Here is a 23925-nt window from a genome sequence, read left to right as displayed (position 1 = left end):
TTTGTGCCAGGACCGACGTCTAAACGAACAAGGTTAATCCGCCTTTAACCGTCCGAGCCGCCGTCGGCCTGGGGTTCGCCTCCCTGGCCCGCCGGACCGGCGCCGAAAGCCAGCTCCATCATGGCCAGCAGACGCCTGTTGAAGGCCGACGGATCGCTGGGCGCCTCGCCGTCGAGGATCTCCGCGCTGGCGAGAAGCATGAACGCCGCCTCTTCCAGACGGGTGGCGTTCGCGCCCGAGCTCGCCTGCTCCGACAGCGCCTTGACCAGCGCGTGGCGCGGGTTGAGTTCGAGCACCGGCGGCATGCGCCCGCCAGCCCCGCCGCGCTGGCGCGCCATCAGCCGTTCGAACTGCCGGTCCGGGCCGACTTCCGGCGCCACCAGGCACGCCGGGCTCGTCGCCAGACGATCGGACGTGCGCACGTCGCTCACCCGGTCCCCGAGCGCCTTCTTGAAGAGCGTCGACAGGGTGGCGAGGTCGCCGGCCCGCGCCGCCGCATCCTCGTCATCCTTGGTCTCGTCCTCGCCGGCGAGCGGGATCGCGTCGAGATCGGCCTTGCCCTGGGTGACCGACTGGAACGGCTTGCCGTCGAAGCCGACCGCCGCCTGGACCCAGAACGAATCCACCGGATCGGTCAGGAGCAGGACCTCGATGCCGCGCGCCCGGAAGCCTTCCAGATGCGGGGCGTCGGCGAGAGCGGACGGATTTTCGCCGATCGCGTAGTAGATCGCCGTCTGGTTTTCCTTCATGGCGCCGACGTAGTCGCTGAGCGAACGCCATCCTTCGGGATCGGTGGTGGTGTGGAACCGGGAGAGCTTGAAGAGCGCGTCGCGCCGCTCGGGGTCCTCGTAGATTCCCTCCTTGAGCACCGCCCCGAAGGTCGACCAGAATTTCGCATAGGCCTCAGCGTCGCCGCCCGCCGCCTTCTCCAGCTCGGAGAGTACGCGGTTGGTCACCGCCTTGCGGATCGCCGCCAGCAGCGGGTTCGTCTGCAGCATCTCGCGCGACAGGTTGAGCGGGAGATCCTGGCTGTCGATCACGCCGCGGACGAAGCGCAGCCACGACGGCAGCACGTCGGCATCGTCGGTGATGAACACCCGGCGCACGTAGAGCCGCACCCGCCCGCGCCGGTCCGGATCGAAGAGATCGAACGGCTGCGTCTCCGGCACGAAGAGGAGCACGGTGTACTCCTGGCGGCCTTCGGCCCGGTAGTGGATCGTGAAGGCAGGCGCGTCCCAGTTGCCGGACGCGAAGTGGTAGAATTCCTTGTACTCCTCGGCCGAGATCTCGCTCTTGGGCTTCACCCAGAGCGCGGTGCCGTCGACCACCTCCTTCTCGTCGGCCGCCGGATCCGCCTTCACGAACACCGGGACGGGCACGTGGGCGGAGTAGTGCCGGATGGTCCGCTCGACCGTGGCCGCCTCGGCGAATTCCTTGGAGTCGTCGTTGAGGATCATGGTGATGCGCGTGCCGCGCGCCGGCGCGTCGTCCCCGGCCAGCTCGACGGTGAACGAGCCCGATCCGTCGGAGCGCCAGGTCCAGGCCTCCCCGGCGCCAACGGCGCGGCTGGTGACGACCACCTCGCTCGCCACCATGAAGGCCGAATAGAAGCCGACGCCGAACTGGCCGATCAGGCCCGAGCCGTCGCCGCTGCCGGCGGCCGCCTCGAGAAATGCGCGGGTGCCGGAGCGCGCGATGGTGCCGAGATTCTCCACCAGCTCGTCGCGCGTCATGCCGATGCCGTTGTCGGAGATGACGAGGCGCCCCGCCTCCTTGTCGGTCTCGACGAGCACCTTCAGCGTGGCGTCGCCCCCGAGCAGGTCGGCATCGGTGAGCGAGCGGTAGCGCAGCTTTTCGCAGGCATCGGCGGCGTTCGAGATCAGTTCCCGAAGGAAGACGTCCTTCTTGGAATAGACCGAGTGCACCATCATGTGCAGAAGCCGCGAAACGTCTGCTTCGAATGCGCGGGTTTCGGATGCGGGCGACGTGTCCTGTTCGCCGGTCATGGCCGTTTTCACCGTCTCTTGTTGCGTCGATTTCCGGATGCCGCGACCGGCCTGTGCCGGCGGGCAGCCTGCGCTCTCTTGCCGAACCGCCGGACAGTTCGCAAGGGCTGGCAGGCCCGGACACTTAGCTGGGTTTGGGGGGCGCAAAGAAAAAGGGCCGACCTTTCGGTCGACCCTAATGCGTTAGCTCGGAGGTAGGCGATCCGGCCGCGTCGTCAGCTTCGGGGGGCTGGGGGGCTGACGATTACCAAAGCCGAGCGCGGCCGGATCAACCGGATAACGCCAAAGTACGATGCAGGTTCCCGATGGCGTTGAAAGGGCTGAAATTTGTCTGAACGGCGGTCATTCGACGCCCGCCGTGTGCCCGGCCCGCGCCGAATTTCCAGCGCCGGAAAAAATGGCCTGGGCAGCGCGCCGACCGCTCCGCGACGCGGCGAAACCGCCCCTTGATGCCCGGCGCCTTTGCACCGATCATGTCAGGTGCATGACGGCAGGAGGCATGATGAGCGAGACGGAAGAAAGTCGATCCCCGGCCAGCGTGATCCAGTTCGGCGGCTCCAGGCCGTCCAACCCCGCCCTGCGGCTCACAACCTTCCACCGCACCGAGCTGAGCCTCATTCTCCGGTTCTATGGCCGCAAGGTCGCCGAAGGGGAGTGGCGCGACTACGCCATCGACCACCATCGCGACCAGGCCACCTTCTCGATCTTCCGGCGCACCGCCGAGGTTCCGCTTTACAGGGTGACCAAGACGCCGGCGCTTGCCCGCAAGCAGGGCGCCTACGCCGTGGTCAATGCCGGCGGCGCCGTTCTCAAGCGCGGCCACGACCTGGAGAAGGTTCTCCGGGTGTTCGAGAAGAAACGCGACCTGCGCCTCGTCGGGTCCTGAACCGGCACCGCGCCGGTGCCCGCGCGGCAAAAGCCGCCGCGCGCGGTCGCGGCGATCAGGCCGCCATCGCGGTTTCGACGAGACGGACCCAGTAGGAGCATCCGTAGGGGATCGCCTCGTCGTTGAAGTCGTAGTCCGGGTTGTGGAGCTTGGCGCTGTCGCCGTTGCCCATGAAGATGAACGCGCCCGGCCGCTCCTCCAGCATGAACGAGAAATCCTCCGCGCCCATCATCGGGACGGCGTTGGTGTCGACCCGGTCCGCCCCGGCGATGTCGGCCGCGATGCGGCTCGCGAACTCGGCCTCGGCGGCATCGTTCACCACCACCGGATAGTTGCGCTCGTAGGTGAGCGTCGCCTTCGCCCCGAAGGCGGCGGCGGTTGCCTCGACCAGCTCGCTCAGCCGCCCCTCGACGAAATCCCGGACCTGCGGGTTGAGGGTGCGCACCGTGCCGGCGAGATGCGCCGTGGCGGGGATGACGTTGTCCGTGTCGCCGGCGTGAAACTGGGTGATGGACACGACGACCGCTTCGAGCGGATCGACGGAGCGCGCGGCGATCGACTGGACGGCGGTCACGATGTGCGCGCCGACGAGCACCGGATCCACGGTGGTGTGGGGCCACGCCGCGTGTCCGCCGCGCCCTTCGACGGTGATGTCGATGAGGTCGGCCGACGCCATGAACGCGCCCGGCCGGATCGCGAACTCGCCCACCGGCAGGCCGGGATAGTTGTGCATGCCGTAGACCTGCTGGATGCCGAAGCGGTCCATCATGCCGTCGTCGATCATCGCCTTGCCGCCGGCACCGCCCTCTTCGGCCGGCTGGAAGATCACCACCACCGTGCCGTCGAAATTGCGGGTCTCGGCCAGATAGTGGGCCGCGCCCAGGAGCATCGCCGTGTGGCCGTCGTGGCCGCACGCATGCATCTTGCCGGGCACCGTCGAGGCGTAGGGCTTGCTGGTGGTCTCGTGGATGGGCAGCGCGTCCATGTCGGCGCGCAGGCCGATGACGCGGCCGGCGGTGTCGGTCCGTCCCCGGATGACGCCGACCACTCCGGTCTGGCCGATCCCCGTTGCGACCTCGTCGACCCCGAACTGCGTCAGCAGCTCCGCCACCCGCGCCGCGGTACGGTGCACGTCGTAAAGGATCTCGGGGTGCTGATGGAAATCGCGGCGCCAGCCCGTGATGTCGGGCAGGAGGTCGGCGAAGCGATTGACGATCGGCATGGACGCTCTCCGCTGAGGCAGGTCGTTCGGGCGCCGTCAGGGGCCGCCCGGTTGCGGTGCAACACTACCATGGAGCATCCGGCGGCGGTCAATCGGGCTCGGTCGTGGCGGGCTGCTTTCCCCCGGATCACCCGGCTCCCCGCGCACCCCTCGGCGGGATCAACCCGGGGACCGCTCCAGGATCTCGGTCACGACGGTGCGGGCCACCGGATCGGGGAGCCGCGCCCCCAGCACGGTCGCGAGCGCCGGCGCGTCTGACCGCTCCAGCCGCAGGCCGGCCGCCCCGCAATAGGCCAGAATGTTGGCCACCACGGCTTCCGCCGGCCCTGCCGTGCGGGGTGCCGCCGGCAGGGCGTCGGCCGCCGCCGCGATGATGATCTGCTCACCGTGCTCGCAGGCGATTTCAGCGGCCAGCACCTCGCGCCGCAGCGCGGCCGTGGTGTCGTCGGGCAGGTGCGGCGAACCGGCCTTGAGCCGCCGGCGGGCCGCCCGCATCGGCTCGATCACCGTCCGCTGCCAGTCGCCCGCCGCCGCCACGATCGCGCCGAACCCCTCCCCGTCATAGGCGATCTCCCGCTCGACCGCGGACCACAGGCAGAAGAGCAGCAGATTGACGTCGATCCCGCGCCGGTCCTGCAGCTCCAGGCAGGCCGGCGCGACGCCCTCGGCCCCGTAGACGGAGAGCGAGAACGTCCAGAAGGGATGCTCCGGAAACGGGATCGCGGAAGAGCTCACGAGCGCGCGCTCCCGGCAAAGGTGGCGCGCGTCCTCATGCGCCGCGCAGCCATGGCGGGTCGGCCTCGGCCGTCAGGAAATGGATGACGCCGACACCGAGCGCCTCGGGCATGGCGACCGTCACCCGTCCGGGCGCCGTGTCCAGCGGCACGATCCCGGCCCGGTCGAGGCAGGCCTGCAACGGCGCCAGATCGGCGACGCCGACGCCGTAGGCGACCATTGCCGGCGGCGCGGGGCAGTCTCCGGGCGCGGCCATCGACGCGTGAGCGACCGAGCACAGCGTGATCCGTCCCCGCTCCAGCCGGAAGGTGCGGCCGCACGCCACCGGCGTCGACGGGCGCGCCAGGAAGCGCTCCCACCGTTCGGTGGCCTGTTCCAGGTCGGCCACCACCAGGATCTGGTCGGTGAGGCTTTCCGCGCCGTTCGGATGGTCCAGCATCTGCGGCTGCCACATGGCCTGCTCGGTGCGGTGGGTAAGGAACTGGATCCGCCCCTCCTCCATCTCTCCGGCCACCACCCGCGCGACGGAGAAGGCCAGCTCCACCTCGGCGCCGCTGCCGTCCTCCACCTTGCGGCGCAGATCGACCATCGGCTGCACCGCGAAGCCCGCCTCGGCAAGCCGGGCCCGTTCGGCCGCCGCGTCGGCCGTGCCGAAGGCGATCAGGTGAACGCCGCGATAGCGCGCCACCGCCCGGTCGAACTCCCGCGCCAGCGGCGTGTCGGCGGTCTTGGCGAGAACCTCCAGGTAGCCCTGGCGGAACATCACGCAGCGGTTGCCGGTCCCGGTGAGCCGGGCAGGCCCGCCATCGGGGTCGGGGTTGGTCTGCACGGTCCAGGGCGTGGGCGCGAAGCCGAGCGACACCAGGGCTTCCGCCGCCGCGTCATGGTCCGCCACGAAATGCCCGATGTGATCGAGAAAGACCGCGCCCGGATCGTTGGGCAACTGCTGCTCTGCGCCGATATCCGGACGTGCCATCACGCCACCCATTCGCTCACCGGGGCGGCCGCTTCCTGCAGCGGCTGGCAGATGACGTCGACCAGCGTCGGCCCGTCGTGGGCGATCGCCGCCTTCAGCGTCGCGTCGAGGTCGGCGGGATCGGTGACGCGGAACGTCTTCAGGCCGAAGCCGGCGGCCACCGCCGCATGGTCGGTGCGGGAGAAATCGACCGAGAAGTAGCGCTCGTTGAAGCCGGTCTTCTGGCCGGCCTTGATCCAGCCGAAGACGGAGTTGGAGATGGTGATGAAGGTGATCGGCAGGTTGAGGCGCACCGCCGTTTCCAGTTCGCCGCAGCCCATGGCGAACGATCCGTCGCCGCTGACCGCAATCGTCTTGACGCCGGGCCGCCCGATCGCGGCGCCCATCGATGCCGCGAGCGCATAGCCAAGCGCGCCGTGGGCCCGGTTGGAGATGAAGGTGCGCCCGGTCTGCCGGATGTCATAATAGGCCGAGAAGTACGGGCAGGGCGTACCCGGATCGGCCACGATGATCGTGTCCGGATCAGTGTTGGCATAGAGGCTGGCGATCAGCCGCTCCGGCCGGATCGGGCTCTCGTCGCTGCGGGCGAGCTGCATGAACCGCTCGGCCTTGCGCGCCCGGGCGTCGGCAAGCCGGGCCCGCACCGCACGGGCGCGTTCCGGGTCGGCGGCGCGCTCCGGAAGCGCGTTCAGCATCGCCTCGAGCGCAAGCTTCGCGTCGCCGACCAGCACGGCTTCGGTCGGGTAGTTGGCGCCGATGGCGGCCGCGTCGGCATCAATATGGACGATCTTCGTGCCCACCGGCGGGAAGCGCCACCGCTCGGTGGTGACCGAGCCTGCCCGGCAGGAGACGAACACGACCAGGTCGGCCGCCTCGACGCACGCGCGGGTCTCCGGAGTGCCGCCGTTGGAGCCGACGACGCCGACTGCCAGCGGGTGGTCGTCGGCGATGGAGCCCTGGCCGGAAATCGTGGTGGCCACCGGCGCGTCGAACGCCTCGGCGAGCGCCGCGAGGGCGGCCTCGGCGCCGGAGATGACGACCCCGCCGCCGCAGATGAACACCGGCCGCTTGGCCTCGCTGATCAGGCGAACGGCGGTCTCCACCTCTTCGGGATCGGGACCGGACCGCGTCGCCGGGAAATGGCCGTAGCGCGGATCGGCCCAGACGTCGGCTTCGTTCACCGGGTCCTTCTGCACGTCGAACGGCAGCCCCAGATGGGCGGAGCCGCACCGGCCGGAGGTTGCCTCGCGGAACGCCCTGCGGACCACCCGCGGCAGCATCTCCGCGGTGTCGATCACTTCATTGTAAGTCGTGACGGGGTTGAAGAGCAGCCGCTGATCGAGTTCGGTCAGGGTGTAGCGGCCGCGACCGGCGACGCCGATGTCGGTGGTGATGGCCAGAATGGGGATCGACGATTCGCCAGCCTCCACGAGCGCCGGCAGGATGTAGGTCGCGCCGCCGCCGCTCGGGCCCTCGCAGACGCCGATGCGGCCGGTGACGCGGGCATAGGCATCGGCCATGTAGCCGGCGGAGCGCTCGTCGCGGGTCAGTACGTGGCGGATCGACCCGCCGATCCTGTGGAGCGCGTCGTAGAACGGAAGGCTGGTGTCCCCGCACAATCCGAAGACGGTGTCGACGTCGTGAGCTTCGAGAAGCCGCACCATGGCTTCCGCCCCGGTCAGCCGGTTTCCGTTCGTCGCACCATCTGTCATCGCGTCGCTCGCCTCGTGATTTGCCTGGCTGCAGGGTGGAACAGGGTCAGGTCCAGCGCGACCCCTTTATGGCTTGCACCCGGAGCCTGCCAAAAAATATTGCATGCCATATCTTGACGCATCCGACACTTCGTAATCAATATGGCATGCGATATAAATTGGCTGGTGCCCATCCGGCACCGCCAGATGGCAGGAACGAGACGGCACCCCGTGACGACAGACACGACCCAGGTCGCTGCGCCGGACACGATCGGCTACCGCATCAACCTGTTGGCGCGGCTGATGGCACAGGCTCTGAAGACTCACACCGTGGCCGAGGGCGTTCTTCCCGGCCAATACCCGCTGCTGGCGGCCCTGTGGGGCGAAGACGGGCTCACCCAGAAACAGCTCGTCGAACGCGTCCGCATCGAGCAGTCCACCATCGCCCACACGCTCAAGCGGATGGAGCGCGACGGGCTGATCGACCGCCTCCCCTGCCCGACCGACGGCCGCCTCGTCCGCCACTGGCTCACGCCGCGCGGCCGCGCCGTCCAGTCGATCGTGCTGACCGGCATCGCGTCGGTCAACGAACGGGCCGTTCACAACCTCTCCGAGGCTGCTGTCGCTCAAGTCGTCGACATGCTCGACGTGATGATCGCCAACCTCGACCCTGCCGCCGGACACGCCGGCAAAGCCCAATCGAACACACCCGAGGAGTTAACCACCCCATGAAAGCTGTCGCAGTTCACGAGCACGGCGGAACAGAAAATCTGGTCTACCACACCGACTACGAGGACCCGACGCCGGGGCCGGGCGACGTCATCCTTCGCGTCAAGGCGTGCTCGCTCAACTACCACGACATCTTCACCCGCAACGGCATGCCCGGCATCAAGCTGGCGCTTCCGGTGATCCCGGGGCTCGATGTCGCCGGCGAGATCGCCGAGGTCGGCCCCGACGTCACCGACTGGAAGGTCGGCGACCGCGTGCTGGTCGACCCGCTGAACCGCGTCGAAGGCGGCCTTCAGGGCGAGACCTACAACGGCGGCCTGGCGGAATACTGCAAGACCCGCGCCCATCAGCTGGTCCGCATCCCCGAAGGCGTCACCTACGCCGAAGCGGCCTCGCTGCCGGTCGCCTACGGCACCGCCCACCGGATGATGTTCACCAACGGCAACATCAAGGCCGGCGAGAAGGCGCTGATCCTCGGCGCGTCCGGCGGCGTCGGCACCGGCGCGCTGCTGCTCGCCAAGATGGTCGGCATGGAAGTGCTGGCGGCCGGCTCCTCCGAGAGCAAGCTGGCGCGCCTCACCGAAATGGGCGCCGACCACGTGGTCGACTACAGCAAGGAAGAGTTCCACAAGAAGGTCTACGAGCTGTTCGGCAAGCCGCACCGCCGCTCCTTCGACGGTGGCGTCGACGTGGTGGTGAACTTCACCGGCGGCGACACCTGGGTTCCGTCGCTGCGCTCGCTGAAGCGCGGCGGCCGCCTGCTGACCTGCGGCGCCACGGCCGGCTTCGACCCGAAGACCGACCTGCGCTTCGTCTGGACCTTCGAGCTGAAGGTCTGCGGCTCCAACTCCTGGGCCCGCGAAGACCTCGAAGCGCTGATGGGCTACATCCAGGAAGGCAAGATGAAGCCGGTGATTGACCGCGAGCTGCCGCTCGACAAGGCGCAGGAAGCCCTCGGCCTCATCGAGAACCGCAAGGTCATCGGCAAGGTGATCGTCACCCCATGATGCATCGCGCGGCTCACCCCAATCTCGGACGGCTCTTCTCGCATATTCCGCCCGACCGCCTGGCCGCGATCGACATCGCGCCGGGCACGGGGGGCCGCGCGCTGACCTACGGCGCGCTCGACGCCGCCTGCGATGCCGTGGCGCGCGGACTTGCGCACCACGGTGTCGCCGCCGGCGACCGCGTGGGCATTCTCTGCCTCAACCGGACGGCGTTCTTCGAGATCCTGTTCGGAACCCTGCGGATCGGCGCGGTGCCGGTCCCGGTCAACATCAAGCTGCCGCGCGAGCGGCTGCGCTCGGTGCTGGACGATGCCGGCGTGCGCGTCGTCTTCACCGAAGCGGCGTTCCGCGAGGTCGCGGACGCCCCCTCGCGCGTCATCGTCGACATCGACACCGACCTGGCCACCTTCAAGGACGAAGGCGCCTTCGAGGCGATCGTGCCGGAGCCGAAGCATGTGTCGATGCAGCTCTACACCTCCGGCACCACGGGCGCGCCGAAGGGCGTGCTCCTGACCCATGCCGGACAGATCTGGGCGGCCGAGACGCTGGCCGCGCATCGCCGCCTCGTCGACAGCGACCGCGCGCTCCTTTCGGCGCCGTTCTTCCACAAGAACGCGATCGTCGCGATGAAGACCGGGCTGCTCGTCGGCTCGACCCTTCTGGTGCTGCCGAAGTTCGACATCGAGGCCACCGTCGCGGCGATCCGCGATCACGGCGCGACGATGCTGACCGGCGTGCCCACGATGATGGCGATGCTGCTGCAGCGCCGCGACCTGCTGAAGGACGTCGACACCAGCGGCGTCCGGGTGATCTCGATGGGCTCCGCGCCGGCCTCCGATACGCTGCTCGCCGACATTTCCGCGACCTTCCCGTCGGCCGAAGTGCACATGAACTACGGCACCACCGAAGGCGGGCCGATCATGACCGGGTGGTACAGCCCGGACGGGTCCCCGCAGCCTCCGACCAGCGTCGGCTGGCCGATCAGCGGCTGCGACTACCGCTTCGTCGGCGGCCAGAGCGAGCGCGACGGCGAGCTCTGGGTCCGCAATCCCGGCGTCGCCCTCGGCTACTACGGCATGCCCGACAAGACGGCCGAGCGCTTCATCGACGGCTGGTACCGCACCGGCGACGTGCTGCGTCACGGCGACGACGGCTGGTTCTATTTCATCGGCCGCACCGACGACATGTTCGTGGTCGGCGGCGAGAACGTCTACCCGCAGGAGGTCGAGACTCTGCTGGAAAGCCATCCGTCGGTGGCCCAGGCGACCGTCATGCCTTTCGCCCACGAGATGAAGGGCATGGTGCCCTACGCATTCGTGGTCCCGGCCGCCGGATGCACCCCGTCCGAGGACGAGTTGAAGGCCTTCACCATCGAGAACGGCCCCGCCTACGCCCATCCCAGGCGGGTTTTCATCATTCCGGAGATTCCGCTCACCGGAACCAACAAGGTCGACAAGGAACAGCTGAAGGCGCTCGCCGCAGGCTGATCCGGACTCCCGAACAGACACCAGCAAGGAGACCCAGGTGGCAGACGAACGACTGACTAAAGAAGCGCTCCAGACCCTGATCACCCGCGCCCCGTTCCATCAGTGGCTCGGCCTCGAGGTCCAGGAAGTCGCCGAAGATCACATCGTCGTCGTGTCGCGCTGGCGCGAGGAGTTCGTCGTCAATCCGGAAGGCCGCTACACCCATGGCGGTATCCTGGCGACGCTCATCGACGTGGTGGCCGACTACGCGCTCGCCGCGGCCCTCGGCAAGCCGGTGCCGACGATCGATCTGCGCGTCGACTATCACCGCGCCGCCATGCCGGGCGACCTGACCGTGACCGGCCGCATCATCCGCGCGGGTGGACAATTCGCCACCGTCGAGGCGACGGTTGCGGACGAGAACGGTAAGCTGCTCGCTTCGGGCCGGGGAACATACTTCTCCGCAGCCGCCAAGAAGTGAAACACGAACTGCCATGTCGACGCCTAGGAAGACGCGTGTGCCTTGTGCCACGCGAGGCGCCGGCTAGGCTCTGCCACGGGTTGCCGCCAGAGGAGTAAAGACCAGCGGCACATTCGTGGATGGGGACCGGCGGCGATGAGGCCGCCGACCGCCGGGAGCGTGGTGACTCAACGAGGTCATTGGCGCTGTCGCGCGCTCCGCGTCACCGCTCAGGCTGTTGGGCCAACGGTCCGGCACCGCAAAAGGGGAAAATGCAACTATGTCCATGATCAAGAAGAGCATTGCGGCCGCAGCGATTGCGACCGCAATGGTGTCCGCCGGGCCGAGCTACGCCCAGGATCCGGTGGAACTGAGCATCGCATCGTTCAGCCAGTCGTCGAGCTGGTACGCCTATTCGGTCGGTCTCGGCGAAATGCTCCGCAAGGTGCTGCCGAGCGGGTCGGTCATCGACACCCCGCCCGAGGGCGGCGGCACGGCCAACGCGCTGCTGGTCAGCCAGGGCAAGTTCGACCTCGGCTTCGGCATGGCCTCGGTGGCCAAGTGGGCGGAAGCCGGTGACGTCGTCTACAAGGAGCCGATCACCAACCTGCGCTCCCTCGTCGGCGGCCTCGACCAGTACTACCTGCCCGCCGTGGCCACCGGCGCCGACCAGCCGACCAGCCTCGACGAGTACCTGAAGGCCAACCCGAAGCTCCGGGTCGTGCTGCGCCAGAAGGGCAGCTCCGGTGCCGAAGGCGGCATCCAGATGCTGACCGCGGCGGGCTATCCGCCGGAGAAGATCGAGGCCGACGGCGGCTCGATCGAGCGCGTGCGCTCGTTCGGCATCGTCAAGGACGCCCTCGTCAGCGGCCAGGCCGATTTCTGGGTCCACACGGTGACCCGCGGTCACCCGGCCATGACGGAAATCTCCACCACGACGGACCTGACGTTCCTTCAGCCTTCCGACAAGGTTCTGTCGGAGCTGCAGTCGAAGTACGGCTGGAGCCCGGTGACGATGCCGAAGGGCACCTTCGAGGGCCAGAAGGCCGACGTGAAGGTTCCGGGCACGACCACCATCCTGTTCGTGCGCGAGGACTTCTCCGAGGATCTCGCCTACACGATCACCAAGACGATCTGCGAGCAGACCGAGACGCTGCAGACGATCCACAAGGCGCTCTCCGGCTTCACCTGCAAGGAAGCCTGGAAGCCCGAGAACAACGTGATCCCGCTGCATCCGGGCGCGGTCCGCTACTACAAGGAAGCCGGCCTCATGTAGGCCCCTTCGCGGCTCCCGGCCCGCGCCGGGAGCCGCCCCTTTCCCGGGGATGAAACGCGCGACCGATATCCGCATCGACGGGTGTCGACGGCGGACGGCGACCAACGAGATCGAGCAGGACGTCGAACTCGATCCAACATCATCACGCTTCGGACCGGGCATTCCTGCCCGCTTGATTTCTTCGACGCTGACCGGTGCGGCCTCCTGTGAGATGCCGTCGGGGCGGCCTGATGATCGCGGAGGCGACCCCTTTGACGACTGGCACCGAAACAGCAATGCCCGCTGACGAGACCTCGGCGCGGTTCACCTTCGACCGCTGGCGCAGCGTCCTCGAGCCCGCCGCTCTGGTCGCGGTGGCCTGGGCCGTCTTCCAGGCGGTCGTTGCCTTCGCGCCTTACATGGACAACCTCGTCAAGCGCGGCACGCACCTGTCGTTTGCCCTCGCGCTGGCGCTCCTCCTGACATCGCGGGAAGGGCCGGTCTGGTGGCGCCGCTTCAACCAGGCGCTCGCCGTCCTCGCCCTCACGCCGCCCTTCGTCATGTATGCGAACCTGGAGCGCACCCTCGACCGCTTCTCGGGCATCGATCCGCTGGCGTGGCAGGACTACTACAGCTGCTTCGTCTTCCTCGCGCTGCTGTTCGAGGCGTCGCGGCGGCTGCTGGGCCTCGGAATGACGCTGCTGGCGGCCTTCTTCGTCATCTACTACTTCACCGGCGACTACTGGCCCGGATTGCTCGCGCACCGCTCAACCGACCTGTTCGGCTTCGTCGAGGTGCAGGTGCTGTCGGCCGACGGCCTGCTCGGCATCCCGATCGGGGTGTCGGTGGACGTCGTCTACTATTTCATCCTGTTCGCCGCGGTCTTCGAGATCTTCGGCGGCGGCCGCCTGATCATCGACCTCGCGCTGGCCATCGCCGGTCGCACCCAGGGCGGCCCCGCCAAGACCGCCGTCATCGCCTCCGGCATGATGGGATCGGTGTCCGGCAGCGCCGTCGCCAACGTGATGAGCACGGGCATCTTCACGATCCCGCTGATGATGCGTGTGCGCTACGCCCCGCGCTTCGCCGGCGCGGTCGAGGCGGTCGCCTCCACCGGCGGGCAGATCATGCCGCCGGTCATGGGGGCCGCGGCCTTCATCATGGCCGACTTCCTGCGCGTGCCCTATTCGGACATCGTGCTGGCATCCATCCTGCCGGCCTTCTTCTACTTCTTCGCCGTGCTGCTGTGCGTCGACCTCGAGGCCCGTCGCAAGAAGCTGCCGCTCATCAAGGAAGGCGAGGTTCCGACCATCCGCGAGACCGTGCGCAAGCGCGGAATCATGATCATCCCGCTCGGCTGGCTCGCCTACCGCATCGTCACCGGCCAGAACGTCACCTACGCCTCGATCGAGGCCATCGCCCTGACGATCCTCATCGGCTCGCTCAATCCCGCGAGCCGCCAGCGGCCGCTGGAGATCGTCCAGTCGCTGGCGCGCTGCTCCGAACGCGCCCTTTCGGTGGCGCTGCCCTGCGCGCTGGCCGGCGTGATCATCTCGGTCATCGCGTTCACCGGCCTCGGCACCAAGTTCACCTCGCTGGTGGTGGAGCTTTCGGCCGGATACCTGCCGCTGATCCTGCTGTTCGCCATGGTGGCGACCATCATCCTCGGCGCCGGGATGCCCACCAGCTCGGCCTACATCATGGGCGCCATCCTCATTGCGCCGGCGCTCATCCGGCTGGGACTGGAGCCGATCACCGCCCACTTCTTCGCCTTCTACTTCGCCATCCTGTCCATGCTCACCCCACCGGTGGCGCTGTCGTCCTACGCGGCGGCGACGATCTCCGGGGCGTCGGCGTCCGATACGGGCTGGACGGCGGTGAAGCTGGCGATCCCGGGCTTCCTGATCCCCTACAGCTTCGTGCTCCACCCGGGCCTGCTGCTGATCGACACGCCGATGGACACGGTGATCGGGATCGTGTCGCTGCTGTTCGGCTTCATCGCCTTCGCGCCCGCGATCATCGGCTGGATGTTCCGCGACCTGAACCCGGTGGAACGTGTCCTCGCCTTCGCCCTCGGCGTCCTCTCGCTTGCGCCGAATCCGCTGGTGTCGCTCGCGGCGCTGGTGATGATCGCCCTGCTGATCGGGTGGTTCCGCTACAGTGCCCGCCGCAACGGGCCCGCACCATCTCCAGAGGCATCGACGTAGCGCCTGCGATGACGTGGTAATCAGGCGGCGGGGCAGCACTGCTCCGCCGCCGTCTTTTTGTTTCAGGTCGGGTTTGTCCGCCCCATGCGTCTCTCCTCGCTAGAGCCGATCGCCCGGCCGCTCCCCCGGCCCGGCGAGATCCGCGCCGGCGTCACCGCCGACACCGTCGCCGCCGCCGCGATCGCCATGATCCTGTCGGCGACCGGCACGTTCGCGATCCTGCTCACCATTGGACGGGAGGCGGGGCTCTCAGCGGCGTTCATCGGCTCGCTGGCCGCGGTCGTCTACGGCCTCGGCGGCCTCACCACGATCGCCCTGTCGATCATCTACCGCCAGCCGATCACCGTCCTTTGGACCATCGCCGGGGCGACGCTGCTCCCGGCGGCCCTCACGCACATGAGCTACCCCGAGGCGATGGGCGCCTGCATCGTCACGTCCGCTGCGCTGGTGCTGCTCGGCCTGTCGGGCTCGATCCAGCGGCTCACCGACCTGATCCCGCTGCCCGTCGCGCTGGGCATGCTTCTCGGCGTCTTCCTGCCGTTCGGCACCCGCATGGTCACCAGCGTGGCGAACGTGCCGGAGATCGCCGGTCCGACGGTCGCAGCCTTCCTCCTGGTCACCGGCGTTCCGACGCTGAAGCGGCGCTGCCCCCCGATCCTGGCCGCCGTTGTCGTTGGCATCGCCGCCGTGGCGCTGTTCCAGCCGGTGGATACGGCGACCCTGCCGGCGCTGCGGCTGGCCCACCCCAGGCCGATGGTGCCGGTCTTCCACCTCGACGCGATCCTGTCGCTCGCCCCGGCGATGATCCTCACCGTGATCGCCATCCACAACGCCCAGTCCTTCGCGGTGCTCAGGGCGCGCGGCTTCCTGCCGCCGGTCAATGCCACCACCGTCTGGATCGGCGGGATCAGCGCCCTCAACGCGCTGTTCGGCGGCATCCCGGCAGCGGTCGCCACCGTGCACACGGCCCTGTTCTCGGCCGCCGGCCCCAAGACCGGGCGCTTCGTCGCCGCCATTCTCTTCGGCTGCTACGCCATCCTGCTCGGGATCTTCGCGCCGATGGTCGCGGATCTCGCGCTGATCCTTCCGGGGTCGCTGACGGCGACGCTCGCCGGCCTGGCCCTCCTGGGCGTGCTGGAAGATTCGTTCAGCCGCGCCTTTGCCGGGAGCCACCGCTTCGCCGCCCTGGTCACCTTCCTGGTCTCCGCCTCCGGCATCGCGCCCTTCGGCCTCTCGTCGGCCTTCTGGGCCCTGCTGGCCGGCCTTGCGATCGTGTGGACCATGGACAGGCCGCAGGCCGAGTAGGCCGGCCGATTCTCGCTTGCGACATCCGCATGGGAGATTGACCTACATAATCGCAGATTCTTGGAACAGCGCTTCACGTCCGGGCCACGCGAGTGGAGAGTTTGCAATCCGCGCCTACGGACGACGGGCTACACTGCTGCAACTGGAAAACGAGACACCGGACGGAGGATTCCATGCGCCGCATGTTCACCGAGCACCCTGAATCAGTCGGGGAGAGCTACTTCGAGCATATGGGAGTCGCCTTCTCCTTCGGCTCCAAGATGCTCGGCGCCGGGTGCGCGTGCGTCCTGCACGGCCTGTTCCCGTTCATGTTCACCACCACCGGCAGCCGCACCGTCAGCGAACTGCACGACCGGATGGTCGCGAACCGCCGGCGCACGCCGCTCCCGACCGCCGGCCAGACGACCCAGGCGCGCTGACACAAGCGCGCCTGCGCACCTTCCGGCCTGAAGGCCACCCCGAGCGCGCGGAGCGCCCTTTGCGGTCCCCGGTTGCAAACGGGTGAATGATCCTGTTTGTTCGTTTGTGAACAAACTTGGGTCGGCAAATGGCGCAAATCAAAAAGCAGGCGGTTGCCGAGGCAATCCTGCGGGCCGCCCGCGTGCTGTTTCGCGAGCGCGGCTACAGCCGCACGTCCATGGCGGAAATCGCCCGCGCCTCGCACATCTCCACGTCCAACATCTACGTCTACTACTTCTCCAAGCTCGACATCCTGTTCGCCATCTACGAGCCCTGGCTCGAGGAGCGACTGGATGAGCTCGAGCACGAGCTGGACGCGATTTCCTCCCCGCGCGACCGGCTCCTGCGCATCCTGGAAACGTTCTGGTGCGATCTGCCGGCCGCGGAGAACGGCCTAGCGAACAACGTCATGCAGGCGCTGACCACCGCGCTGCCGGAAGAGCGCTACAATCCGGCACTCCTGGACAGCGCGCTCGGACGCCTCATCCAGATGATCCGCTCCAGCCTTCCGGAAGACCGGCTCTACCTCGCCGACGACCCCCATCTGGCGCAGATCATCTTCATGGCGTTCGATGGCTACGCCATGAACCACAGTCTGCGCGGCAGCGAGTCGCCCCTGAGCGGAGGCAGCGCCTCCCAGTTCATGACGTCGCTGCTGCTGGGGGAGACGGCGGAGCAGCGGCGGGCCGGCGGCTACGCCCTTGCGGTCGGGTCGAGCTGACGCGCCGGTCGCCACGGTTTCGGCCCGCGTCATTCCCTTCCGCGCCTCGTCCCGACGCCAAGCGGTGCAAGAACTGGCCGCGATGCGTTGCGGTGACGGCTTCGGGGTGACATCTTGCCGCCGAATTCCCCGTCCCCCGACGCAAGCCCGAGACCCCCAATGCCCGGCCCGATCCGCATCGCCCCGTCCATCCTGTCCTCCGACTTCTCCCGCCTCGGCGAGGAAGTCGCCGCGATCGACGCGGCCGGGGCCGACTACATCCACCTGGATGTCATGGACGGGCACTTCGTGCCGAACATCACCTTCGGCCCGCCGATCGTCTCGGCCATCCGCGCCGCGTCGCCCAAGCCGTTCGACTGCCACCTGATGATCGCGCCCTGCGACGCCTACCTGCCGGCCTTCGCCGACGCAGGCTGCGACGTCATCACGGTCCACGCCGAGGCCGGGCCGCATCTCGACCGCTCGCTGCAGGCCATCCGGGCGCTCGGCAAGCGGGCCGGCGTCTCGCTCAATCCGTCGACGCCGGAGAACGTGATCGCCTATGTGCTCGACCGTCTGGACCTGATCCTGCTGATGACCGTCAACCCCGGCTTCGGCGGGCAGGCCTTCATCCCGTCGGTGACCGAGAAGATCCGGCGCGTCGCCGAAATGGTCGGCGATCGCGACATCGAGATCGAGGTGGACGGCGGCGTCACGCCCGAGACGGCGGGTCCGGTGGCCGAGGCCGGCGCGACCGTGCTGGTGGCGGGATCGGCGGTCTTCAAGAACGGCCCGACGGGCTACGCCTCGGCCATCGCCGACATCCGCGCAGCAGCCGAGGCGGGCGCGGCGCGCCGCAACCGCTAGCGGACGCGTCTAGACCGGACAGACTGACTCGACCTGTCGGTGGTGCACCTCCGGCGCCGCGGAGGGGAGACGCCCTAGGTCTGCGAGCCGCCCGAACCGACCGGCCCGGACGCTTTTTCGCCTGCGGACTGCTCCACCGCACCCAGCGCATCGGCAAGCCGCGCGGAGGCCGACCCCGGCTTCAACGGCTTCTGCTGGCTCTCGTGCGGCCGCCAGCCGGAGAGCGCGATCAGATCGAAGGTGGCGCGCAGCCGCCCATCCGGATCCGCGAACCGTTCCCGGTAGATCTGGCCGGCCCGAGCCAACACCTGGCGCGGCAGCGGCCGGCGGTCCCGGCCGGTCAGGATGTTGGTCGCCCCCATCGCGCGCAGGTCGGCGACAAGGCCGTCGATCGCGCCATAGCGGACCGTGTAGCGGTCGACATCGGCGACCGGAATGGCGAAGCCCGCGCGCTGCAGCAGGCCTGCCGTGTCGCGCAGATCGAGCGTCGGGTGCGCCCGTGGACTGACGCCACCGGTGATCTCGTCCTCGGCCGCCGCCAGGGCGCTCTTCAGTTCGAACAGCGTGTCGTTGCCCGCCGCCATCGCCAGGAACAGCCCGTCCGGGCGCAGGACGCGGTGAACCTGCACGAACAGCCCGGGCAGGTCGTTGACCGTCTGGGCCTGCAGCAGCGACACCACCAGATCGGCGGAGGCGTCGGCGAACGGCAGCGCCTCTTCGTCGATCACCACGTCCGGTCCGCCACCGGCCGGATCGGAGACGAGACTGTCGGCGCGCACGACGCGCTCCACCTGCGGCGCCGCGCGCAGCGCCTCCGCCAGCCTTCCCCGATGACCGCCGAGGTCGATGGCCGTGGCGAACGTCCGCTTGATCGCCGCCAGGCGGTCGAGCGTATCCTCCACCGCCACCTGCAGGAGAAAGTCGGACCCCTCGCGCGGCGTGGCCAGCGCGCGGGCGCGTCTTCGGGCCAGCAGGCTCCGGTCGAACAGGGCGTTCGCTCGGCTCATCGTGTCCTCGCTCCTTCCCGCCGCGCGATGCCGGCGGTCCGCTGAATTGCCTTCGCCCCACCGTGCCGTGAAGCTACACTTGCCTCATGTGGGATCACGACGGAGATCTCGCCGCCCCCGAAACTGCGGGCTGGGCGACCGAGAAAGCCGCGACCCTCGCCGGGCTGCTGCGCCGCGGCGGGCGTGCGGTGCTCGATCTCGTCGTGCCCCCGCTCTGCGCCGCCTGCCGAACACCCGTCGCCGACCAGAGCGGACTGTGCGCCCGATGCTGGGGCGAACTCGCGCTGATCGAGCGCCCGTACTGCGAACGTCTCGGCATCCCCTTCGCCTACGATCTCGGTCCCGGCGCGCTCTCCGCCGAGGCGATCGCCCATCCCCCGCCTTTCGAGCGTGCCCGCGCGGTCGCCCGCTACGACAGGATCGCCCAGCGCCTCGTCCACGCCCTCAAGTACCGCGATCGCCAGGAGACCGCCATCGTCATGGGACGCATGATGACGCGCGCCGGCGCCGACCTCACGGACGGGGCCGATCTCCTGGTCCCGGTGCCGCTCCATCGTACGCGCCTGCTCATGCGCGGCTTCAACCAGTCCGCCGCGCTTGCCAGCGTGGTTTCCCGCGCGACCGGCCTGCCGCTGTCGTTCGACGCGCTGGTGCGGACCCGCGCCACCCGCCACCAGGTGGGCCTGACCGCCAGGGAGCGGGAAACCAACGTGCGCGGTGCCTTCCGCGTCCGGCCCGAGGCGAAGCTGGAGATTGCGGGGCGCTCCGTCATTCTCGTAGACGACGTGCTGACGTCGGGCGCGACGGCCGAGGCCGCCGTCCGCGCCCTCAAGCGCGCTGGCGCCGGCTCCGTGGATGTGCTTGTTTTTGCCCGGGTTGTCGGCAATTCGGGCGAGCCCATATAGTGTGCATCAGCTCCCGAGACAGTGAGACCATGGCCAGCGTAACGATCTACACCCGTCAGTTCTGCGGCTTCTGCGTGGCCGCCAAACGGCTGCTCGACCAGAAGGGCGTGAGCTACGACGAGATCGACGCGTCCGGCGATCCCGGCCGGCGCCAAGAGATGATCGAGCGCTCCAACGGCGGACGCACGTTCCCGCAGATCTTCGTCGGCGAGACCCATGTGGGCGGCTGCGACGACCTCTATGCGCTCGACCGCTCGGGCGAGCTCGACACCCTGCTGAGCGGAGCCGCTTGATGGACGCCACGGCCGAACCGACCGAAGTGCGGGTCGCCGCGATCCAGATGCGCGGCACGCGCGAGGTGGACCGCAACATCGAGCAAGCCGACCGGCTGGTCCGCGAGGCCGCGCGCCAGGGCGCGGTGTATGTGCAGACCCCGGAAATCACCAACCTCGTCGAGCGCGATGGCGCGCGCATGCGCGAGGTGATGCGCGACGAGGCGAACGACGCGATGCTTGCGCACCTGCGCGCGCTGGCGTCCGAGCTCGGGATCCACCTACACATCGGCTCGCTGGCGCTGAAGGACGGCGACGCCGCCGTCAACCGCGGCTTCATGGTGGGCCCGGACGGCACGATCCTGGCCCGTTACGACAAGATCCACATGTTCGACGTCGACCTGCCCGACGGCGAGTCGTGGCGCGAATCGCGCACCTACCGACCCGGCGAGCGCGCCGTGGTGGTGGGCCTGCCGTTTGCGACGCTCGGCATGTCGATCTGCTACGACGTGCGCTTTCCTGCGCTTTATCGCGCGCTGGCCGTCGCCGGCGCGCAGGTCCTCACCGTTCCGGCGTGCTTCACGAAGCAGACCGGCGAGGCGCACTGGGACGTGCTGACGCGCGCCCGCGCCATCGAGACGGGCAGCTTCCTGATCGCCTCGACCCAGGGCGGCCATCACGAGGACGGCCGCGACAGCTACGGCCACGCCATCGTCATCGACCCGTGGGGCAAGGTGCTGGCCGAAGGCGGCGCGGACCCGTGCGTCGTGGTCGCCGACATCGACCTCGGGCGCGTCGCCGCCGCCCGCCGGCGCATTCCCGCCCTCGTCAACGCCCGCACCTTCACCGCGCCGGAGCCGTTGCGGACCCTCGAGGTCCAGGCGTGATCCGCTACAGCCTGACCTGCGATGCCCGGCACGGTTTCGAGGCCTGGTTCCGCTCCGCCGACGACTGCGACCGGCAGATCGCCGACGGCACCCTCGCCTGCCCCGCCTGCGGGTCCAGCGCCATCGACCGCGCCCTGATGGCGCCGTCGATCTCCAAGTCCGTCAGGGCCCCGCGCACGGCCGACCCGTCGGCGCCGCCTCCGGAAGCGCCGGACCAGGCGCAGGCGCTCATGCCCCACAATCCGAAGCTCGCCCAGATGGCGGCCGCGCTGAAGGAACTGCGGGAACGCATCACCGCCAACGCCGACGACGTCGGCGAGCGCTTTCCCGAAGAGGCCCGCCGCATCCACTACGGCGAGAGCGAAGCCCGCGGGATCTACGGCCAGGCCTCCCCGGAGGAGGCCGCCGCCCTCGTCGAGGAGGGCGTCGAGGTCATGCCGCTGCCGATGCTGCCCGACGACCGCAACTAGCGCCGCGTCGCCCGGTCAGCGGCGACGCTTCCCCCGCCGTTACCGGCCGGCCGGACGCTCACCTACCGCGCGGCTTTCATGCTGCATTGCAGCATTCATCAGCCACCCAGAATGACGCTGCGGATCTCCTCGATGAGCGCCGGATCGCCCACCGCCAGCGCGGTGTTGTCGGAGGCGGCCGGCCCGCCGTTCCAGGACGTCAATTGCCCACCGGCCGTCTCCAGGATGGGAACGAACGGGGCGACGTCGTAGAGGTGGATCCCGCTCTCGAAGACGATATCGCCATGGCCGGCCGCGACCATCGCGTAGCCGTAGCAGTCGGTCCCGAAGCGGACCGTCTTCACCCGGGAGGCGAGCGCGTCGAAGGCGGCGCGCTGGTCGTCCCTGAACATCGTGGGAGAGGTGGCAAACAGCGTCGCATCGGCCAAAACCGGGCATTCCCGGGTCGACAGGCGGGCTTCCTCGTCGCCGCGCGACCAGTACGAGGCCTCGCCGTCGGACCAGAACCGCTCGCCGATGAAGGGCTGTGCCATCATCCCCACCCGGGGAATGCCGCGCGACATGCGGGCGATCAGCGTGCCCCAGGACGGCAGCCCGGCGATGAACGCCCGGGTCCCGTCGATGGGGTCGAGCACCCACACCGCGTCGGCCTCGGCGCGCTCCATGCCGTACTCCTCGCCGATGATGCCATCGTCGGGAAACACCTCCTCGATGAGTCCGCGCATGACGGCCTCTGCCCTCCGGTCGGCGACGGTGACCGGGTCGAACCCCTCCTCGCCCTTCGACTCCACCTCATCGAGGTTCCGGAACGACGGGAGGACCGCCGCCGAGGCGGCATCGGCAAGCCGATGCATGAGCGCAACCGCCTGTTTCACATCCTGCATATCAGCCATGCGAAAGCTCGCTACGGCCGGAAGCGACGATTTTTAAGCGTTGAAAAGTCAAGATAAATTCCTTTTTAATCAACCAGTTGGAGGAACTTCGGCGAGCGCCGGATACCGCCTCGATCGGGCTTCCGAGCCGTCATCCACAGCGCCGGGGCCGTTCCGTTGGGTCACCCCACTTGACCTTTTTGCGGTGCACTGGCATTTTACCGCAATGCGATATGACTTTGTTGTATCGCAGCCCTCCTTGGGCGTTTCCTCCCTAGACTTGGGCCGCTTCAGCTGAAGCGGCCCTTTTTTCTTTTGGGGGTATCCGCGGTCTTTCGGGCCGCCCGCAGCCCCGCCGACGTGCCGGGCGGACGGGCGGCAAGACGCCCACATAGAGCGCAGACCGGGACGGAAGAACGCTCCCGCCGGACCGCTGCCAGGCGCTAGCGCAACCCCACAATCGCAAATCCTATTCGGCCGCGTCGGCGAGCGCGGCGTCGGCCAGATCTATCCGCATCAGCCGCTCGGCGAAAGCGCCGAGATCCTGCATCAGAGCGCCGAAGCCGACCGTGCGGCGGAACTGCTGCTCGTCCATGTAGAGGCCGCGGTTGACCTCGATCTGCAGGGTGTGGATGCCGCTGTGGGGTCGGCCGTAGTGCTCGGTGATGTAGCCGCCCGCATAGGGCCGGTTGCGCACCACGCGGTAGCCGAGGTCCCGCAGGATCGCCACCGAGGCTTCCGTGAGGGCCCCCGAACAGCTGGTGCCGAACCGGTCGCCGACGATGATGTCCGGCCGCGGCCGGTGCTCCAGCCCGCGCGCCGTCGACGGCATCGAATGGCAATCCACCAGCACGACGAAGGGAAAGCGCTCCAGCGTCGTGGCCAGGCGCGCCCGGAGCACCGCGTGGTAGGGCTTGTAGAGATTCTCGATGCGGGCGAGCCCCTCCTCCACCGTCAGCGGCTCGCGGTAGATCTCCTCGGCATCGGCCACGACGCGCGCGATGGTGCCCAGCCCGCCGGCGACGCGGATCGAGCGGGCGTTCACGTAGGCCGGGAGCCGACCGGCGAACATCGACGGATCGAGTTCGTAGGGCTCGCGGTTCACGTCGAGGAAGGCACGCGGGAACAGCGCGCGCATCAGCGGCGCGCCCAGCCCCACCACACCTGAGAACAGCTCGTCGACGAACGTGTCCTCGGACCGCCGGATGCTGACCCGGTCGAGGCGCGAGCTCTTCAGGAACGATTTCGGATAGGTGCTGCCGCTGTGCGGAGAATTGAACACGAACGGCCGGCGCTGAAGGGAGGGCTCGAGAATTTCGAAGGCCGGAAACGTCTCGAAGCCGTCGACTGTCCGCATGCGGTGCACCCTGGTCGGGAAGTCCAAAAAGCAGTCCGCCCCACCCAATGAGACGCCGGATCGCGGCGCGTGTCCATGGCCCTCTGGCCGCCGCCCTCAACTTTCCGGAAACCTTGTTCTTTGACGCGCCTTTTACGCGCTTGGGGTCAAGAAGGGTACGGACACGGCGCGCCAAGACGCTGTG

General features: G+C 68.7%; 24 protein-coding genes. 16 read left to right on the top strand and 8 right to left on the bottom strand.

Translation table 11 applies throughout. The features are described from left to right. Positions 1-44: 44 nt before the first annotated feature. Complete coding sequence (gene htpG / locus AB7M35_RS15755) at positions 45-2006, bottom strand: molecular chaperone HtpG (protein ID WP_453961309.1); 1962 nt, start codon at positions 2004-2006, stop codon at positions 45-47. 502 nt (positions 2007-2508) lie between these two features. Between htpG and AB7M35_RS15750 the strand changes: the two genes are divergently transcribed. Further along, a complete protein-coding gene (locus tag AB7M35_RS15750; RefSeq protein WP_453961308.1) occupies positions 2509-2892 on the top strand; it encodes a DUF2794 domain-containing protein in 384 nt (127 codons plus the stop codon). A 55-nt stretch (positions 2893-2947) separates the two neighbouring features. Here AB7M35_RS15750 and AB7M35_RS15745 read toward each other — a convergent pair whose 3' ends face one another. The 4 genes from AB7M35_RS15745 to AB7M35_RS15730 all read right to left on the bottom strand — a co-directional run bounded on the left by AB7M35_RS15745 (position 2948) and on the right by AB7M35_RS15730 (position 7537). Then, positions 2948-4114, bottom strand: a complete 1167-nt coding sequence (locus AB7M35_RS15745) for a M20 aminoacylase family protein (protein ID WP_453961307.1) — start codon at positions 4112-4114, stop codon at positions 2948-2950. A 159-nt stretch (positions 4115-4273) separates the two neighbouring features. Then, positions 4274-4849 (bottom strand): TIGR02444 family protein, encoded by a 576-nt coding sequence (locus tag AB7M35_RS15740; protein WP_453961306.1) that lies wholly within the window; start codon positions 4847-4849, stop codon positions 4274-4276. Positions 4850-4883: 34 nt separating this feature from the next. Further along, positions 4884-5825, bottom strand: coding sequence for a VOC family protein (locus AB7M35_RS15735; RefSeq protein WP_453961305.1), 942 nt, complete (start codon positions 5823-5825; stop codon positions 4884-4886). Continuing rightward, entirely contained in the window at positions 5825-7537 is a 1713-nt protein-coding gene (locus AB7M35_RS15730; RefSeq protein WP_453961304.1) for a thiamine pyrophosphate-binding protein, read from the bottom strand. The genes AB7M35_RS15735 and AB7M35_RS15730 overlap by 1 nt, the downstream gene beginning before the upstream one ends. A gap of 210 nt (positions 7538-7747) precedes the next feature. On the opposite strand from AB7M35_RS15730, the gene AB7M35_RS15725 reads away from it, so the two are divergent. From AB7M35_RS15725 to rpe, 11 genes are all read left to right on the top strand, one after another. Beyond that, positions 7748-8248: a MarR family winged helix-turn-helix transcriptional regulator gene (locus tag AB7M35_RS15725; protein WP_453961303.1), complete on the top strand. Its 501-nt coding sequence runs from the start codon at positions 7748-7750 to the stop codon at positions 8246-8248. Then, positions 8245-9252 carry a zinc-binding dehydrogenase gene (locus AB7M35_RS15720; protein ID WP_453961302.1) on the top strand — a complete coding sequence of 336 codons (1008 nt, stop codon included), beginning with the start codon at positions 8245-8247 and terminating at the stop codon, positions 9250-9252. Before AB7M35_RS15725 ends, AB7M35_RS15720 begins: the two co-directional genes overlap by 4 nt. After that, positions 9249-10739, top strand: a complete 1491-nt coding sequence (locus tag AB7M35_RS15715) for a class I adenylate-forming enzyme family protein (protein ID WP_453961301.1) — start codon at positions 9249-9251, stop codon at positions 10737-10739. The genes AB7M35_RS15720 and AB7M35_RS15715 overlap by 4 nt, the downstream gene beginning before the upstream one ends. A 37-nt stretch (positions 10740-10776) precedes the next feature. Continuing rightward, entirely contained in the window at positions 10777-11199 is a 423-nt protein-coding gene (locus tag AB7M35_RS15710; RefSeq protein ID WP_453961300.1) for a PaaI family thioesterase, read from the top strand. A 259-nt stretch (positions 11200-11458) separates the two neighbouring features. Next, the gene (locus tag AB7M35_RS15705; RefSeq protein ID WP_453961299.1) at positions 11459-12454 is read left to right on the top strand and encodes a TAXI family TRAP transporter solute-binding subunit; all 996 of its coding nucleotides are present in this window, start codon (positions 11459-11461) and stop codon (positions 12452-12454) included. Positions 12455-12503: 49 nt separating this feature from the next. Further along, positions 12504-12740, top strand: a complete 237-nt coding sequence (locus AB7M35_RS15700) for a hypothetical protein (RefSeq protein WP_453961298.1) — start codon at positions 12504-12506, stop codon at positions 12738-12740. Beyond that, positions 12730-14640 carry a TRAP transporter permease gene (locus tag AB7M35_RS15695; protein ID WP_453961297.1) on the top strand — a complete coding sequence of 637 codons (1911 nt, stop codon included), beginning with the start codon at positions 12730-12732 and terminating at the stop codon, positions 14638-14640. Before AB7M35_RS15700 ends, AB7M35_RS15695 begins: the two co-directional genes overlap by 11 nt. An 84-nt stretch (positions 14641-14724) precedes the next feature. After that, the gene (locus tag AB7M35_RS15690) at positions 14725-15945 is read left to right on the top strand and encodes a benzoate/H(+) symporter BenE family transporter (RefSeq protein ID WP_453961296.1); all 1221 of its coding nucleotides are present in this window, start codon (positions 14725-14727) and stop codon (positions 15943-15945) included. Positions 15946-16118: 173 nt separating this feature from the next. After that, positions 16119-16364, top strand: coding sequence for a DUF6356 family protein (locus AB7M35_RS15685; protein ID WP_453961295.1), 246 nt, complete (start codon positions 16119-16121; stop codon positions 16362-16364). A 128-nt stretch (positions 16365-16492) separates the two neighbouring features. Continuing rightward, entirely contained in the window at positions 16493-17125 is a 633-nt protein-coding gene (locus tag AB7M35_RS15680; protein ID WP_453961294.1) for a TetR/AcrR family transcriptional regulator, read from the top strand. A gap of 159 nt (positions 17126-17284) precedes the next feature. Continuing rightward, positions 17285-17971 carry a ribulose-phosphate 3-epimerase gene (rpe, locus tag AB7M35_RS15675; RefSeq protein ID WP_453961293.1) on the top strand — a complete coding sequence of 229 codons (687 nt, stop codon included), beginning with the start codon at positions 17285-17287 and terminating at the stop codon, positions 17969-17971. Between the two features lie 74 nt (positions 17972-18045). On the opposite strand, the gene AB7M35_RS15670 is transcribed toward rpe, so the two are convergent. Further along, a complete protein-coding gene (locus AB7M35_RS15670) occupies positions 18046-18978 on the bottom strand; it encodes a class I SAM-dependent methyltransferase (protein WP_453961292.1) in 933 nt (310 codons plus the stop codon). Between the two features lie 86 nt (positions 18979-19064). On the opposite strand from AB7M35_RS15670, the gene AB7M35_RS15665 reads away from it, so the two are divergent. From AB7M35_RS15665 to AB7M35_RS15650, 4 genes are read left to right on the top strand one after another with little or no spacing between them, the layout of a single operon-like run. After that, positions 19065-19883: a ComF family protein gene (locus AB7M35_RS15665; RefSeq protein WP_453961291.1), complete on the top strand. Its 819-nt coding sequence runs from the start codon at positions 19065-19067 to the stop codon at positions 19881-19883. 29 nt (positions 19884-19912) lie between these two features. Continuing rightward, a complete protein-coding gene (gene grxC / locus AB7M35_RS15660) occupies positions 19913-20176 on the top strand; it encodes a glutaredoxin 3 (protein WP_453961290.1) in 264 nt (87 codons plus the stop codon). Then, the gene (locus tag AB7M35_RS15655) at positions 20176-21042 is read left to right on the top strand and encodes a carbon-nitrogen hydrolase family protein (RefSeq protein ID WP_453961289.1); all 867 of its coding nucleotides are present in this window, start codon (positions 20176-20178) and stop codon (positions 21040-21042) included. Before grxC ends, AB7M35_RS15655 begins: the two co-directional genes overlap by 1 nt. Next, the gene (locus AB7M35_RS15650; RefSeq protein WP_453961288.1) at positions 21039-21512 is read left to right on the top strand and encodes a DUF1178 family protein; all 474 of its coding nucleotides are present in this window, start codon (positions 21039-21041) and stop codon (positions 21510-21512) included. The genes AB7M35_RS15655 and AB7M35_RS15650 overlap by 4 nt, the downstream gene beginning before the upstream one ends. A 98-nt stretch (positions 21513-21610) precedes the next feature. Here AB7M35_RS15650 and hisN read toward each other — a convergent pair whose 3' ends face one another. After that, a complete protein-coding gene (hisN, locus tag AB7M35_RS15645; RefSeq protein ID WP_453961287.1) occupies positions 21611-22405 on the bottom strand; it encodes a histidinol-phosphatase in 795 nt (264 codons plus the stop codon). Positions 22406-22853: 448 nt separating this feature from the next. Next, positions 22854-23741 carry an N-formylglutamate amidohydrolase gene (locus tag AB7M35_RS15640; protein WP_453961286.1) on the bottom strand — a complete coding sequence of 296 codons (888 nt, stop codon included), beginning with the start codon at positions 23739-23741 and terminating at the stop codon, positions 22854-22856. Positions 23742-23925 lie beyond the last annotated feature (184 nt).

This window comes from Amorphus suaedae (assembly GCF_053629675.1).
This window is presented reverse-complemented; position numbering and strand designations above follow the sequence as displayed.

Coding starts and splice junctions, on each gene's coding strand:
- AB7M35_RS15680 (WP_453961294.1), top strand. CDS start 16,493: ATGGCGCAAATCAAAAAGCAGGCGGTTGCCGAGGCAATCCTGCGGGCC.
- AB7M35_RS15670 (WP_453961292.1), bottom strand. CDS start 18,978: ATGAGCCGAGCGAACGCCCTGTTCGACCGGAGCCTGCTGGCCCGAAGA.
- rpe (WP_453961293.1), top strand. CDS start 17,285: ATGCCCGGCCCGATCCGCATCGCCCCGTCCATCCTGTCCTCCGACTTC.
- AB7M35_RS15665 (WP_453961291.1), top strand. CDS start 19,065: ATGTGGGATCACGACGGAGATCTCGCCGCCCCCGAAACTGCGGGCTGG.
- AB7M35_RS15640 (WP_453961286.1), bottom strand. CDS start 23,741: ATGCGGACAGTCGACGGCTTCGAGACGTTTCCGGCCTTCGAAATTCTC.
- AB7M35_RS15730 (WP_453961304.1), bottom strand. CDS start 7,537: ATGACAGATGGTGCGACGAACGGAAACCGGCTGACCGGGGCGGAAGCC.
- grxC (WP_453961290.1), top strand. CDS start 19,913: ATGGCCAGCGTAACGATCTACACCCGTCAGTTCTGCGGCTTCTGCGTG.
- AB7M35_RS15655 (WP_453961289.1), top strand. CDS start 20,176: ATGGACGCCACGGCCGAACCGACCGAAGTGCGGGTCGCCGCGATCCAG.
- AB7M35_RS15690 (WP_453961296.1), top strand. CDS start 14,725: ATGCGTCTCTCCTCGCTAGAGCCGATCGCCCGGCCGCTCCCCCGGCCC.
- AB7M35_RS15700 (WP_453961298.1), top strand. CDS start 12,504: ATGAAACGCGCGACCGATATCCGCATCGACGGGTGTCGACGGCGGACG.
- AB7M35_RS15745 (WP_453961307.1), bottom strand. CDS start 4,114: ATGCCGATCGTCAATCGCTTCGCCGACCTCCTGCCCGACATCACGGGC.
- AB7M35_RS15695 (WP_453961297.1), top strand. CDS start 12,730: ATGCCCGCTGACGAGACCTCGGCGCGGTTCACCTTCGACCGCTGGCGC.
- AB7M35_RS15735 (WP_453961305.1), bottom strand. CDS start 5,825: ATGGCACGTCCGGATATCGGCGCAGAGCAGCAGTTGCCCAACGATCCG.
- AB7M35_RS15720 (WP_453961302.1), top strand. CDS start 8,245: ATGAAAGCTGTCGCAGTTCACGAGCACGGCGGAACAGAAAATCTGGTC.
- htpG (WP_453961309.1), bottom strand. CDS start 2,006: ATGACCGGCGAACAGGACACGTCGCCCGCATCCGAAACCCGCGCATTC.
- AB7M35_RS15715 (WP_453961301.1), top strand. CDS start 9,249: ATGATGCATCGCGCGGCTCACCCCAATCTCGGACGGCTCTTCTCGCAT.
- AB7M35_RS15705 (WP_453961299.1), top strand. CDS start 11,459: ATGTCCATGATCAAGAAGAGCATTGCGGCCGCAGCGATTGCGACCGCA.
- AB7M35_RS15685 (WP_453961295.1), top strand. CDS start 16,119: ATGCGCCGCATGTTCACCGAGCACCCTGAATCAGTCGGGGAGAGCTAC.
- hisN (WP_453961287.1), bottom strand. CDS start 22,405: ATGGCTGATATGCAGGATGTGAAACAGGCGGTTGCGCTCATGCATCGG.
- AB7M35_RS15750 (WP_453961308.1), top strand. CDS start 2,509: ATGAGCGAGACGGAAGAAAGTCGATCCCCGGCCAGCGTGATCCAGTTC.